Annotated in this window: 10 protein-coding genes; 1 reads left to right on the forward strand and 9 read right to left on the reverse strand. The window is 39.6% G+C overall.

Going from position 1 to position 15,592, the window contains the following annotated elements:
- The 9 genes from ACHUE3_RS02160 to ACHUE3_RS02200 form a co-directional block, all read right to left on the reverse strand.
- Positions 1-2,412 (reverse strand): family 20 glycosylhydrolase, encoded by a 2,412-nt coding sequence (locus ACHUE3_RS02160; RefSeq protein WP_394189720.1) that lies wholly within the window; start codon positions 2,410-2,412, stop codon positions 1-3.
- Positions 2,413-3,381, reverse strand: coding sequence for a PfkB family carbohydrate kinase (locus tag ACHUE3_RS02165; protein WP_394189722.1), 969 nt, complete (start codon positions 3,379-3,381; stop codon positions 2,413-2,415). It lies immediately after the preceding gene.
- Positions 3,378-4,814, reverse strand: coding sequence for a sodium:solute symporter family protein (locus ACHUE3_RS02170; protein ID WP_394189724.1), 1,437 nt, complete (start codon positions 4,812-4,814; stop codon positions 3,378-3,380). The genes ACHUE3_RS02165 and ACHUE3_RS02170 overlap by 4 nt, the downstream gene beginning before the upstream one ends.
- A 19-nt stretch (positions 4,815-4,833) precedes the next feature.
- A complete protein-coding gene (locus ACHUE3_RS02175; RefSeq protein WP_058559330.1) occupies positions 4,834-5,220 on the reverse strand; it encodes a RidA family protein in 387 nt (128 codons plus the stop codon).
- A 10-nt stretch (positions 5,221-5,230) separates the two neighbouring features.
- The gene (locus ACHUE3_RS02180; RefSeq protein WP_394189727.1) at positions 5,231-6,697 is read right to left on the reverse strand and encodes an N-acyl-D-amino-acid deacylase family protein; all 1,467 of its coding nucleotides are present in this window, start codon (positions 6,695-6,697) and stop codon (positions 5,231-5,233) included.
- A gap of 4 nt (positions 6,698-6,701) precedes the next feature.
- Positions 6,702-7,574: a MurR/RpiR family transcriptional regulator gene (locus ACHUE3_RS02185; protein WP_394189729.1), complete on the reverse strand. Its 873-nt coding sequence runs from the start codon at positions 7,572-7,574 to the stop codon at positions 6,702-6,704.
- A gap of 11 nt (positions 7,575-7,585) precedes the next feature.
- A complete protein-coding gene (locus ACHUE3_RS02190) occupies positions 7,586-8,812 on the reverse strand; it encodes an amino acid deaminase (protein ID WP_394189731.1) in 1,227 nt (408 codons plus the stop codon).
- Between the two features lie 80 nt (positions 8,813-8,892).
- A complete protein-coding gene (locus ACHUE3_RS02195; RefSeq protein WP_394189733.1) occupies positions 8,893-12,102 on the reverse strand; it encodes a TonB-dependent receptor in 3,210 nt (1,069 codons plus the stop codon).
- A gap of 309 nt (positions 12,103-12,411) precedes the next feature.
- Positions 12,412-14,571, reverse strand: a complete 2,160-nt coding sequence (locus ACHUE3_RS02200; protein WP_394189735.1) for a S46 family peptidase — start codon at positions 14,569-14,571, stop codon at positions 12,412-12,414.
- Between the two features lie 205 nt (positions 14,572-14,776).
- Between ACHUE3_RS02200 and ACHUE3_RS02205 the strand changes: the two genes are divergently transcribed.
- Entirely contained in the window at positions 14,777-15,577 is an 801-nt protein-coding gene (locus tag ACHUE3_RS02205) for a glycosyltransferase family 25 protein (RefSeq protein WP_394189737.1), read from the forward strand.
- Positions 15,578-15,592: the final 15 nt, after the last annotated feature.

Raw genomic sequence — 15,592 nt, forward strand, 5'->3', positions numbered from 1 at the left:
TTATTCCTTATCCTGCGAAGAAACGCAGTGTAAATATAAATCTCGAACGGGGTAAATACCGGCTAACACAAGTTCATCTTTCAAAGACTGTAATGCCAGCAGATCATCCCCTATTTTTTTGTCCACCTTACTGCTTTTGCACACCTCAAGAACAGTTTTAGAGTGTGTTAAAAACAGCGTTAACTTGTCAAAAACAGGTTGAAGTGGTTTCAATCGCTTGCTTTTACTCAGCAAGCCATGCTCAAGAGCTAATGCCTGCTCCCATAATAAAAGTTGTTTATATATGTTTTCAGCTGCTTTTTTATTACCCGCCTTAAATGCGCTTACCTGTTGTTTTAAAGAGCGTATTTGCTTACTTTCTACTGCTAAAAAATCAACATAAGAATCAAGTGATGCATTTTGATGATATTTATCGTTTAAAAATTTAATATGATGACGAGTATAATAATGACTAGGCTCCAGTAGTTGCGACATAGTGTTCAGTAAATTTAACGTCTTTCTTTGCTCATGCTTCGTAAGCTTGCTGTCTATTAGCGCCTTAAACCCAGATTGTTGCTGTTTCACGTGTGCTAGATTAATGACCTTATGCGTAAAACCGTTAATTCTTTCTAACCGTTCATACATAGATTGTGGATTATTTACTTGGGCTTGTGACCAGAGGCGCTCAGAAATCGCAAATAGCCTTGGCCATATTCGTAAGTCAATATTATCTTCGGTTACCATTTCACTCCAAATCGTGGCCTCTGCCCCTAAAATTGAGGTTTTCTGTGTTTTTGACAATGGTTGTGAAAAAGTAACGGGTGCTGGTGATAACACGTCTTTAATAGTGATCGGGTATCGGCTATTACCAATCAATACAAAACCTGTATTTTCAATAAAGTTAAATTCGAAAGTTAGTGGTCCCATCCAACTATCTAATTGAGCTGATAAATGTTGAGTAGGAGATAACTCGGTTGTTTCCACAGCCAGTTGATGATGATTATTATTTAATTTAATCAACAGTTGCGATCCTATTAACAGCAGCTCTCCTTGAATAGCTTTGCCTTTTAGTCGTTCTATAACGAACTGTTTCGCCATTCTTTTAGGCTGCGTTAAGTCAATTTTTGGGGAAAGCAAAAGAGGGTCATTACGATAGTGGTAATCTGTATACTGTGGTTGATCAATATAAAACCCCGTTGACAACAAACCTTGATAGCCAGCTTTAGCAACGGCGTTTAATGAATCGTGCCCTCGCCAGGATTGCACCACAATATTATTTGATAGGTTGGGATGAAATATTTCGTCCCAACCTACCATTACTCGTTGATGTTTATCGATGATTGTCTGAACTTTACTATTAAAATAACTTTGCAGATCAGCACCTGTTCGCAGCGCGTATTGTTGCATCAAGTTTTTAATTTTTAAATCTTCAAGCCAATGCGCAGGGTCAACTTCATCACCCCCGATATGAAAGTAGCGCTCAGGAAATAAAGTCACCATTTCGCCAATCAGCGTATCGATAAACTCATACACTTCTGGATTTGCAATATCGAGTAAAGGTTTAAAAACTCCCCAGTGGCGCTCCATTTTATAGTGCTTATTTTTTGTCATTAATTTTGGATAAGCCACCGCTATTGCACTGGCGTGACCTGGCATACCAATTTCAGGTAACACCCTAATCCCAAGCAAGCTGGCATACTGGACTACTTCTCTAATCTCTTGTTGGCTATAGTATTTTCCATCTGATGCTGTTGCTGTCAAACGTGGATATTTTTTACTTTCAACACGCCAGCCTTGATCGTCCGTCAAATGCCAGTGAAATACGTTAAGCTTTGCCGCCGCCATACCATCTAGCTGACGTTTAATTGTTTGCAGTGATAAAAAATGTCGTGCGCTGTCTATTAATAAACCACGCCAAGCAAAACGTGGATCATCATCTATACTGAGTGTTGGGAAAGAAATACCCTTTTTTTCTCTGCGAGCTTCGCCGGTATTAGCAAGCTGTATTAATGTAGTCAGTGCATGTTGAGCACCAAATACCGTCATTGCCTGTATATTCACTTCGCTGTTATTAATTAACAAAGTATAACTTTCATCTTCACCGAACTGAGGTACAAGTAAGGCCAGCTCAGGTTGATGTATATTAATTTTTATATCAGCAAGTTCTTTACTGACTTGTAATATTTTTACACTACTTTGGTTTATTCTTGATAAATGTAATTGCAAACGCTGTAACTGAAAATTTTCTCGCTGTTGACTCATCCCCTCGATATACACAGATAAAGTTGAGCCGAGGCTCAGCTCAGCGCCATTATGAATAATGTGTTTAGGCATGGGCATAAGGGGTAAATCTGAATGAGGATGAACCGAGCTAAAAGTCAGACTTGAAAATAGTAAACTAAATAAAATAAATATAAATTTGCTACAACGCATTTAACTTTCCTCATCAATAAAATCTATGAGCACGTTTTTAGGAATAAGTGCACCATGGTATTGAATCACCATACCAGCAAGGCGATGGGCAAACTTAACCGACTCTTCATAATCTTTATCGTTTAAACTAGCGGCTAAAAACCCTGCCGCAAAAGCATCACCTGCTGCTGTTGTGTCGGTAATTATGCTACTAGCTATAACTTTTGGTGAGATTCGCAAGAAAGTGTTAGACCCTTTATTTGCAACAATACATGGGTCACTTCCACATCGGATAACTAAAGTCTCGGGGTGGTTAGATTGACTAAAATGATATTGTATAATCTCATCTACATTTGTAGTTCCATATACGCTGTATTCATCTTCATCGGTTAAAAAAACAAACTCTGCTAGGGCCATTATCTTTTTAAACCAACCTTTAGCCTCAAAGGCAGTCCATAACGCAGAACGGTAATTATTATCGAAAATAACTATTCCACTACGTTGTTTAAATTGCATCAGCGTTTGAATCAACAGTTCTCTTTGTGCATCACATAAAACCGCTAGGCTTATCCCCGAAAGATAAATTGCATCAAACGCATTTTCTCTCAGTGCCTGCAACAAAGCCGGATGTTGCTTAATGTATTGTTTAACTGGGCTATTACATCGGTCGAAATCAAAATGGCGTTCACCGCGATTATCAAGTTTGACCCAGTATTGCCCCAAACTCATACCTGTTCGAGTCGCTATAAATTTTGTTTTTATGCCGGAACATTTTAGTAAATCACTCAACTCGCAACTTGCTGGGTCATCACCAATAGCTGTTGCATAATAAATAGCTAGAATAGAATCAGGTTTAATCAATTGGGCCAAATACCAAGCAGTATTAAAAGTATCACCCGCAAAGCCAGTATCGCCATTTGCACGATTCTCCACCATGCACTCACCAAAAAACACGATACTTTTTATATTTGTTAAATGTGCGTAATTCATTGTAACCGCTCGTTTTCTTGACACTGTGAATAAACAGTTTCTCGGCCTTTAGTAAGAAAACTTATTGCAATACCTAATAACAAGGCAGCAAGACATGATGGGATGATCGGATTACCAAAAAATAGCGCCCACTGATGATTTACCCCCACCAGCACTCCCGCTAGAGCGCCTCCCAATAAAGTTGCTATAGCACCTTGCCAAGTGTAATCAGACCAAAATCGTCCTAAAATACCCATCACACAAAGACCACTCATTAAAATAGAAATCATTTTGGTGATATAACTGACAATATCGTCAGACCAAAGAGCCAGTAACAGAGCTATAATAATCGTCCCTAACATAGCTAGACGAGAAAACAGCAACTGTTTAGCCTGACTATGCACATCGCTGTGAGCCTTGCTGAATATATCGCTGATTAATACACTGACTCCTGCGATTGCATCTGAGCTGGCACTGGATAAGGTGGCTGAAATACCGGCTAACAAAATAAACCCGCCTAAGTAAACAGGCAAAACATGCAATGCAATATAAGGAAAAGCATAGGCGGCACTATCTAACGCGCTATTCATTAGGTAGGCGCTTGTACCTATTAAAGCAGGTAGCAGTGCAAAAAATAAATACAGAATACCCGATAGAATGAATGAGCGGCGAATCGTTTTAACACTATCGGCAGCATATATTCGCTGACGAAAAGATGGCGTAGCCAAGACGCCAACTAACACAGCTAAAAACATAGATATAGCAGGCAGTAAGCCGACATTTTTATAAGAAAAAACACCTTGTTTAGCAACTAGTTCACCGTTGTTTAAGGTACTTAACCCGCCAACATTTTCAAGTGAAAAATAGGCCATCAACACAAAACCAATAAATAATATGATAGCTTGTAAAGAATCTGTCCATACAACCGCTGAGTAACCACCTAATATAATAAAAACTGCAAGTCCAGCTCCTATTAATAATTTGGCTTGCGTAATACTCAGCTCTGTTAACCAAGATAAATACATACCACCACCTATAAGGTGAGCGCCAAGCCAACCTATGCTTGCAGCATAGATAACAACCGCTAAAATTTGTTTGACCCACTTATGGTTACCCACGTAACTTGCCAGCTCTTCACTCATCGTTGAGAATACTTGATCACGAGCAGGTGCGAACAACCACGCTAGCAGTAAAATACCCACAGCACCGCCAACACCATATAAAGCGCCAGCCCAACCATTTTCATATGCAAACCCTACAGCTCCCATCGAGGAGCCTGTGCCTACCATAGTAGCAACCGTCGTACCAAGCGTAAGAAAAAGGGGCACTTTACGTCCGGCCAATAAATAATCACTCGCATTCTTTTGCTTTCGCGATACCAACCAACTAATTAAAATCATAATCAGTAAGTATGTAAAAAAAGCCAGCAGATAATAGGATTGACTAGCAAACATACGTTCTCCCCAGGGTGTGTTAGCTATTTTTGTAACAGGTCACATCAACCTCAACTTTGCAGTCGACAACTAAATCTGCAACCATACAAATTCGCGCAGGCGGATGAGCACCAAAAAACTCCGCAAAGACCTTGTTAAAAGACTGAAAATATCGAGCATCAGTAAGCACCACCGAAACATGAGTCACATGCTCTAGTCCGTAACCTGCTTCAGCCATTATTGCAATGCAGTTCTCTATTGCTAAACGTGACTGTGGTACTATTCCACCTTCTACTATTTCACCATCTTTCATCGGTGTTTGACCTGACACTTTAAGCCAACCACCAGCTTCTACTGCACGCGAAAAAGGTAAATGTTGGCCACCCGTTCCCTTGCCACCTTCAGCACCTATTCTTGTTATTGTCATACGTTCCTCATTAACTAAAATTATGTCGATTCAAAAATTGCCCAGCTCGACCAAATCCTGAATACTCAGTTGCGTTATTACTTGATTGGTAGCTTATAACCCCATTTACCCAAACCATTTCTATTCCGCTCGCTTTATATTGAGGTTTGCTATAAGTTGCGTTATCTATAATTTTTTCTGGATCGAATAACACCAGATCAGCAAAAAAACCGACCTCAATTTTGCCACGTTTGCACAATTTGAAATTCTCAGCTGGCAGCGCTGTCATTTTGTGTAAAGCAAGATTTAATGAAAGCAATTTTTCATCGCGACAATAATGGCCCAGCACGCGAGGGAATGTCCCCCACAACCTTGGATGTGGGTGTGGATCACACGGTAAACCATCCGAACCAATCATGCTGTGTTCGTAACCCAAAAATGTTTTCACATCAGATTCCAACATACAGTGATAAACAGCGCCGGCTGGCTGTATACGTGAAGCGGCTTCAAGTAGTGAAACATCCCACTGCTTTGCAATATCACTCAAACTTTGCTGCGCTATATCAGGAAACGATTTAGACCATGTAATGAAAATCTCTGTATCGTCGTTGACTTGTTTTAAGTCTAAAGTGCTTGAACTCGCAGAATAAGGATAACAATCGCAACCTAAATGCTGGTGCTGCTTTTGTTGTTCAAAGTGTGCAAGGACTTCTTTTGAACGTCCCCAGTTCTCTTGTCCTGCGCATTTTATATGCGAAATAACTAAAGGAAGTTTGGCCTGTTTAGCAGTAGCAAATGCTTCATCCATAGCATATATAATTCCCTGAAATTCACTGCGCAAATGGGTGGTATAAAGCCCATCAAATGGTGTGACAACTTTAGCCAACTCATTAATTTCACACTCACTGGCCTCTTTAGCATTGTAATACGCAAGCCCTGTGCTTAAACCAAGCGCTCCTTGTTGCATAGCAACGGCTAACAAGCTTTTCATTTCATTTATTTCACTAGAGGTTGCTTCTTGTTCTAACTTATCCATCACTTGCGCACGTAAACTAATATGGCCTATTAACATTGCTAAGTTCACACTGGGTTTCACCTTCGCAAATGCTTTTTTATAACTCAGCATATCGGGATAAACAAACTCACTTTGCCCACCAAGTAAGTTAATGGGATCACGCACTGCACTGACAGCAGTTGTTGGTACAGCGCTAATTCCACAATTACCAGCAATTACTGTAGTCACCCCCTGACTTAGCTTAGCTGGTACTGATGGGTTTCTTAGCACTTCGAGATCATCATGGGTATGAACATCAATAAACCCTGGCGCTAAAATCAAACCTTGCGCGGGGATAATGTTTCTCGTGTCTATATTTAGGTTTTTTCCTATAGCTAAAATAAACTCGTCCTTTATCGCAACATCGAGCTGCTCTATTGGGCTTTCTTTATCAATAAAGACCCGAGCTCCTTGAATAATAAAATCGGCTGATGTGTTTTTCACGTGTTCAATCCCCTAGCGGAAAACGCTTATCGGCAGGTGGCATATTGCTATTTTTGTCTCGATGTTGATCAAGTTGAATTTTCAAGCGACGTAACTTCTCTTTTGAGCGACGCTGATTTCGCATTGCCACTTCACTTGAAAGAATGTCCAAAGCTGCCATCATTACGTACCTTGCGGCACTTGGTTTGAAAATATAATCACTTTCCTGTGTTTTAATAGGCAATTGAAAATCAGCGAGTGCTGAAAGTTCACTATCAGGACAAATGGTAATAATCACAGCCCCATATTCTTTGGCTATTTTGGCAGCATCCATCACATCGGGTGAAACGCCACTAAGAGATAAACAAATGACTGCATCTCCCTTATTTACTGTTGAGGCAGCCATGCGCATCATCATAGGGTCACTATAGGCATTAGAAAGTACATCGAGTCGAAAAAAGCGGTTTTGGCACTCTTGAGCTAACATACTACTGCCTCCACCAACCCCAAAAATTAAACAATGCCTAGCATGACAAACAGCATCACTGGCTTGCTCAACAATTGCTTCATCAATGGCTCCAGCATTCAATTCTAAAATTTCATGAATAGATGTATATACGTGGGATAGTTGTTTTTTTTCAATGATTTCTGGAGTAGTAAAACGCTCTCCAATCGCCGCAGATTGAGTTAATCTAAATTTTAGATCTCGCACATTTTCGCAGCCTAAGCTTCGAGCTAAGCGAGTGATACTGGCATGACTCACTTTAGCCTTGTCTGCTAATTCATTGATTGAAGCGGTCGCTGAAAAATTCAAATCAGACAAAATCAACCTAGCCACTTTATCTTCTGCTGGACTAAAGTGTCCAAGGCCTTCTTTTATTTTACTTATTATATCCATAAGAAACCTTTCTAGAATTGTGTTGAAATGGTCTTAGTGATAACCCAATCATCTTCAACAACACCTATTTGACGCCATTTATCGAAAGTTAAACAAGGATGAGACGTCGAAAAATTCATCATATCTCCCACCCGGAGGGCTTGTTCGTTTGGGTAACGTAGCATACAATGTTGATCCATTATTTTTTCAATTTTGAATCCATTATTAACTTTCGATAATTGCCCTGTTTTAATAGAGTAAATAAGCTCTGCTGTTGGAAAACCTGCATCAAAAGCCACATCACGTTTGCCCATACCCATAATTGCAAGACCAGGCTCAGGTATTGATAAGACATACGCCCAAATACTCAAACTATTTTCTAACTCGCCAGTGATATCACAAGCTACCTGACTTCTCGATATTATCGCCTGCTGCGCCTGGTGATAAATGCCAGTGTCGTGGATCAGATAACAACCGGGTCTAAGTATAATGTTGAAGTTGCCTGAGCATGTGTTGTCATAAAGCGTTTTTGCTACAATGTCGTACCATGCTGAACCTGCTCCGGTGATAATAGGTTTTTTTGTATTATAGCGGTTTTCAACTTGTAGTTTTTTTGCAAGGGTACTCACCTCATCAACAAAAACCTTTACTTGCTGGGCTGGGTTTTCACCGCCTATAACCCCCTCATAAAAAGCAATACCCATTAATTTTAGGCTGGAATATTGCTCACAGGTTGCCACTAAACTTGATATTTCCTTTGCTGAACGTAAGCCACAACGCCCACCTTTTATACCTACTTCTAATAAAATATTAACGCTTAAATTACGCTCAGCAAAAAACTCACCTATGTCTATTAAGTTGTCTATTGAATCTGCAAAACAATAAAACTCAATTGCGCTACTTTCTAACCATTTACCTATTTGGTCAAAATGAAATTTACCGACCAATTGATTTGCCATAATCACACGTGTAATACCTGCTTCAAATGCACTTATAACTTGTGGAACCGTGGCTAAAGTCATCCCCCATGCACCTGCGTCTAGTTGCACCTTAAACAACTCTGTCGACATGGTTGTTTTACCATGTGGGGCAAGCAACATGTTATGTTTAGCGGTAAAGTCTGCCATCCACTTTGCATTTTTCTTGATTTTGTCTTGTTTAATAACAGCTACTGGCAAACTAACTTGTTCTTTTAATATATCCCAACCAGTTTGCTGTAATTGCTTTATACAGCCACTTCCTTTAATCAATTCAGGCATTTTTATCCTTATTATTAACAACCGCAGTTATAAAATAAATTTGTCAGCTCTGGTAATTAACAGAGCTGACAAGCATAGAGTTAGAAACTAGCTCTGACACTTAACGCAAAACGTCTGTCTGTTGTAAAGTTTAAAGCTTGAGTTTTGGTGCCCGCTTGATCCATTTGATATCGAGTTTTTGTTTCGGTATCTAATAAGTTACTTGCTTCAAGTCCTACTTTCCAATGATCATTAATGCTGTAGTAAATGCTCGCATCCATCATGCCTGATGCTTCAGCATATGCTGGAACATATTCTTCAGATTCACGAAGTGTGAGTAGATACTCTGAGCGCCATGTGTAAGCAACACGCATTGATATTTTGTCGTATTCGTACATCCCGACTAAATTCATGTTCTTATCAGAATAACCTTGCAGAGGTAATCCACTGAAAACACGGAATGTATTACGGGTATCAGTGATCGGATCGCCGTTTTCATCAAACGCTAATGTACCCGTAGATACTTCATTTGGATCTTCCAGCCCATCCTGATCGATTAAGGTAAAGTTAAATTGTAACCCTAAACCACTCCAAGCACCTGGCAGCATGTCATAAAATTGTGAGTATGAAAATTCAGCACCCTGTATTGTGCCTGACCCTGTATTAGCCGGACCATAGGCAGAAATATCGTACTGCTCACCATTAAAGGTTCGATCTAAATTGAATGCCCTGTTACGAATAATATTGTCCAATTTCTTATGGAATAAGCCAACAGTGACATAACCTGCTTCCGCAAAGTACCATTCAGTGGTTAGATCTGTATTAATAGACTCTTCCGGCTCTATGTTAGGATTACCCGAAAGCGCCGTTACTTCAATATCGTCAATTCCCACCACTGGGTTGTTTACTTCATCATAATCAGCGCCAGGTGTTTGTAATCTTCGCGTATAGTCTAAATTGATAATGCTTATATTTCTGGCATCCATCAAGTTGGGATAGAACAAGGCTTTTGATGCACCAAAACGCACGACAACGTCTTCAGATACACCAAAACTGAGGTTTAAACTTGGTAGAATTGTACTGTAGTCTGTGCCATCCACTGTGCTTAACGTTGATTCACCATTAGCAAGATCATAGTAACGTTTGTATTCGTCCTGCTGCATAACCGTGTTTAATGAAGTCCCTTCTTCACCTCGTTTAATCGTTGCAGGTTGTACAACAGCGCCGGTCGATTGCAGTTTATAATTAACATAACGTAAGCCCACATTACCCACTATTGGCATATCGTTAAACTCGAAATCGAAGTCTCCTCGCACATAAAACTCGGTACGCTTTTCATTACTTGAACTTATATTGTGGGCTGCAAATGGACCATCTACACGGTCAGCTTTGTCCTCATAAGGAACATAGGTGCCAGTGCACACGCCATTATTTGCCGCACTGTTTGTTGCATTATGCCATCCGTCTTTACAACCTTGGCGCAGAGAATTTGCATAGTCTTTTACAAGAGACATTTTAGGGAATAAAAAGTTATTTACATCTCCAAGTAATACTTGCCCATTGTAATAATCTGAAAAATCAACTCGTTCAAATAGCTCTGGACGATTCACTGCAGCGGCGGCATTACGGTCGTCTTGCACCCAAGGGGTACCAATTGCTGACCACCCTTCATAAGCCGTGTCTCTTACAGTAAGGTCTTTATCTGACATATAAGCACCAGCACTGACACTGGTAAAGTTACCGTCTAATTCATATTTAAAATCAATTTTATAGCTGTCAGCTTCGGCCGTATTGTGCTCGACTTGCTCCATACCACTGCCCAAAAATAAGTTAGGTACGGGCCCATTCCAATCTTCATTTGGTGACCAACCCGCTGTCATTATGTTATCACTTAAAAATTCAACGGTTGGTCTGCTATTACGCATATCTAAAAAGTAAGGAGATACAACATGCACATGATTACCACGTGTTTGGCCTGACATACTGTAGTTTTGAACATGTTTATCTGAGTCTATCATTTGATAATCAAGGTCAATTGTTAACCTATCAACAGGCTTTAAAGTCAATTTAAATGAGGTGTCATTGACTGTATTTTCATTGTAATTCCAACGACTACGGTAAAAAAATGGGGTCTCAGGGCTGACACCTAAAGCAACACCTGAAGTGACAAAGTTATCACTCGTTGTTAGCGGGTATCCATTAGCAGCATCATCTTGCCAATTCTGAGATGATCCCATGAATCCCTTAAATCCCTGTGCAGCCTGACCTATTTGACGTTCATTCCACTCTAAAGATGCCTTCGAACGAATATGCTCAATTGTTGCAACGATTGTTTCATCATCATTTGCCCATTGTAATGATGACGTTAGACCTTGGCGTTTACGGTCGTTATCTGCAGTACTCATATGAATCGCTACAGGCACATGCCAGATACTACCCGCTGGCTGATTAGGAAGCGCTGGGCCATCCACAGGTGAAGAAGGGTCTACCCCTGTAATGCCGCCCCATTGATCAAGCGTTGGGATAAAAGCATCTCCTCGTGAATGAAAATTACCTAAGCCAACACCATCCCCGCGGGTTTTAAACTCAGATTGTGAAGCGGCAATTAAAAATCCAAACTTACCTGAATTAGTTTCCCACGTATCAGAGAATAAAGCAGAGAATGACGGTGTTACTTCTTCTCTAAAATCAGCATAGTTTGCTTTTGCATTGACAGAAATAAGTTGCTTATCAGAGTCAAAAGGCTTTCGTGTTAACAAATTAACCGTGCCTGAAATACCACCAGAAATCAAATCAGCAGTTTGGTTTTTTACCACTTCAACAGCACCAAGTAACTCTGCCGGAAAATCTTCATAACTTAGACCTCGACTTGCGTTGGCACTAAATGCGTCTCGACCATTTACTTCTGAGCGAACTCTGTCTAGGCCACGTACTAATACACCAGTCCCTTCATCTGCATAATGTTTAGGATCATCCGAAGAAGCGAACCGCTCAATTGTTACACCAGGTACACGCTGTAAAGCTTCTGTCACCGATTTGTCAGGCAATGCGCCAATATCAGAGGCGGTGATAACATCTTTCACAGTATCAGCGAACCGCTTAAGATTTTGCGCACTATTAATGCTTCCACGAATACCGCTTACTTCGATGACCTCTATATCTTCATCCGTTTTGGCAGCGCTGTCATTTTCGGCCAGAGCAAAAGATGAAACAAATAGTGGGCTTAACCCCATCAACGCATAAGTAACAGCAAGGCTTAGCCTTGTTCGCTTGGTCTGATTTTTTCCTGTATCGATGACTAGTTTTGACATTTTTATAATCTCTTCATTTTCATAAACCAGTGAGCTAGTAAAACAACAACTAACGTACCCCTTGAATTTAAAGCAGACATTACATGGTTTATACAATGTTTTTGCCTACTTACTATTGTTACTTTATAACTATTAACTAAAAAGCAACTGTTACTTTTTAACATATCCGCAACTAAAGTAAAACAATTTTTACTAATAAATAAACAAAATATGGAACACTAGGGGAAGGAAGTTTTTACAGGATACTGAAATATATAAAAAAGCGCTGATTAGTATCAGCGCTTATTTGGGTAAAAAATATTTAAACTATTACTTAACAATCTTCATTTCGTCTAGTAAATTTTGTGCGTTATCAACTTTATCCATCACCCACAGCATATATCGTGAATCAACGTGAATAGAGCGATTTAACGCAGGGTTATAATCCCAGTCACCAATAATACTTTCGTATACGCCATCAAACAGTAAGCCTACAAGTTCTGCTTTACCATTTAATGTTGGTGATCCCGAGTTACCACCCGTTGTATCAACGTTTGATAAAAAGTTAACAGGAACTGTGTTCATGCCGCCAGTATAGTCGCCATATAATTTAGCTTTAATTTGCTTTTGCAGATTTTCAGGGGCATTAAATGGTTCAACATCGGTATTTTTAGCAAGTAACCCTTCAAGCGACGTAAACGGTGTTGCTACTAATCCATCCTGTGGAGAATAACCACCCACTGTGCCATAGGTTACGCGAAGCGTGCTATTTGCATCAGCATACACAGGTTTATTTTTTGCTTTATTAAATGCAATGATCGCTGCCATCAGTTGCGGACGTGCAGCTTGTAATTTGCCTGCAAGTGCTTTGTCTTTATCTTCTTGCGCTTTCATTACCTTGAAGATAGCATCAGCATACTGAATAAACGGGTCATTACTTTTCTTAATTTGCGCAAATGATTGCTCAGCCAATTCTAAACGTGTGTCTTCATCATTAAGTGATGACTTAGCATACATGCTATCGAGTAATGCTTTGTGTTTTGCTTTATCAAAGCCATTTTGTAAGTTAAACGCTTTATCAACTTCAGCAAATCGCTCTTGTTTCGGTAATGCAGCATAAAGCTCTAAAAAGTGCAGTAAAATAGCTTTATCAACACCTTCATCAAAGCGGCGAGTCATACGTTTTAAGCCAGCTTCAAGTCTTGGCATATCACGCTCTTGAAAACCAGATTCACGCTCACTATTTGGTTTTTGCTTTTCATATGCCAGGCGATATAAACGACGAGCTGTGCTGATCATTTGTGAACGATGCACGTAACCTAACATGCGATCGCGTTCGTTATGCTGTTGTGATTGTTCAACTAATGACGAAAGCTCAGCTAATACGTTGCCGTATTGCCTTTTTAATCGTCGGTCGTTGTTAATCCAGTTTGTTAACGCTTGTTCAAACTGCTTTTTACGCTCATACATAGTGCCTTTATTAAAGCTTTCGATCATTGAGCCGTAGTTTTTAATATAATTATTATAACCTGCGATAGTGCTTTCATAAGCAATTCGAGCTTTGCTGCCATCTTCAGCGTTTTCTTCGATTAATGATACATACTTAGTATTATGGGTACGGGCTTTTGGGTAGCTGGTATTAAATACGTAATCGACTTCGGCAGCTATACGGTAACGATTGGTTCGCCCCGGGTAGCCTGTTACCATAACAAAATCCCCCTCTTGAACGCCTTTTGCACTGACGCTCAAATATGAATCTGGCACGAAGGGAACGTTATCTTCACTGTATTCCGCCGGTTTACCGTCTTTACCGACATAGGCACGGTAAAATGCAAAATCCCCAGTATGGCGCGGCCACATCCAGTTATCTATATCACCACCGTATTTGCCTACACCCATAGCTGGAGTATAGGCTAAACGAACATCTTTAATTTCGAGTGATTTTATTAAGTAAAACTCTAACCCGCCATGAAATGAATAGACATTACAGCGGTAATTATCATCAGCTTCACAGTCAGCAACAAGTTGTTTTTGGTTTTTTTCAAGCGCGTCATAACGTGCTTTTGCGCTAAGCTTTTCAGTGCCTTTAATTACTTTTTCAGTCACGTTGGTCACTGTTTCTGTAACATATACACGCGACCCTGGAGCTGCCGGTAGGTCATCAGAGGAATTTTTTGCTAAAAAGCCATTTTCTAAAATATTATTCTCTGGTGTTGAGTTATATTGAATAGAACCATAAGCACAGTGATGATTAGTTACCACTAACCCTTTAGGTGATACGAACGATGCAGTACACCCACCAAGGCTTATAACTGCATTCATCGGAAATTCGGTTAATTTGGAGATTGATTTTGCATCAATCTCAAGTCCTTTCGCTTTTAATACAGATTCAAGCTCTGGAAGTTGATGTGGTTGCCACATACCTTCATCAGCAAATGATGTGCCTGTAAATGCCAAAGCACACAGTGCAATAAGGGGTTTTAAACGCATTTTATTTAATCCTTTTTATTATGTCTTAAATAGGGTACGCGCCAAACATTGAATAGGTCAATCTTTCTGCGAGTAATAGTTATAATATAACGTTAAAAAGGATGGGATTAGCTACATTGCAAATAATATGACATAAACTTGCCATGGGTGTGTCACATGTACTCATTAACATAACGTAAAATCTTACATTATGTGAATGTGTTTTATGCCACCTATTTTCTTAATCAATTTAAAGCGTTCACCACAACGCTTGGCAAACAGTGTAATGCAGTTTAACAAATACAAACTTCCCTTCACTAGAATTGAGGCTATTGATGGTGCGACCTTGTCACAATCTGAGGTTAATAAACATTACTGCACAACGTTGAATAAAAAGAACTACCATTACCCATTAAGTAAAGGTCAAATCGGCTGTTATTTAAGTCACCGAAAAGCATGGCAAGCAATTGTTGATCAAAAACATGATTATGCATTAATTTTTGAAGATGACTTCACGTTGACAAGCGATATACATACGGCAATTAAAGGTATCAATGATTTAGATATCAAATGGCAATTGATTAAGCTCAGTGCATACAAAGGACGAAAAAGAAGCATCATTTTTAAAAAGCATCTAGATAATGCCTACTCTTTAGTGGTCCATAAAAAGCTGATGTCTGGCTGCTGCGCAACAGCAATAAGTTATGATGGAGCAAAGCAATTGCTGGCTGCCACTGAAAAGTTTGGCAGACCTGTTGATTGTGATTTACAGCATATTTGGCAAACCGGCGTACCAGGCTTTTCACTCATGCCATTTCCGGTAACTCAATGTACTGAACAAGAAAGTGATATTAAAATGCGTAGTGAAAAGCAGGTACAAAAAGCATTTTTTAAACGAAAATATCAACAATTAATAGCAAACATTAATAATAAAAAAGCAACCAGCGAGTTCATAAACGAAATACACCAAGAACATTTCAAACAAAAAAGGAGCCTGAGCTCCTTTCTATTTGAAAAACTAAATTAATTATTTAGCCTGAAC

This window comes from Pseudoalteromonas atlantica (assembly GCF_043641955.1).
Classification (GTDB): domain Bacteria; phylum Pseudomonadota; class Gammaproteobacteria; order Enterobacterales; family Alteromonadaceae; genus Pseudoalteromonas; species Pseudoalteromonas atlantica_A.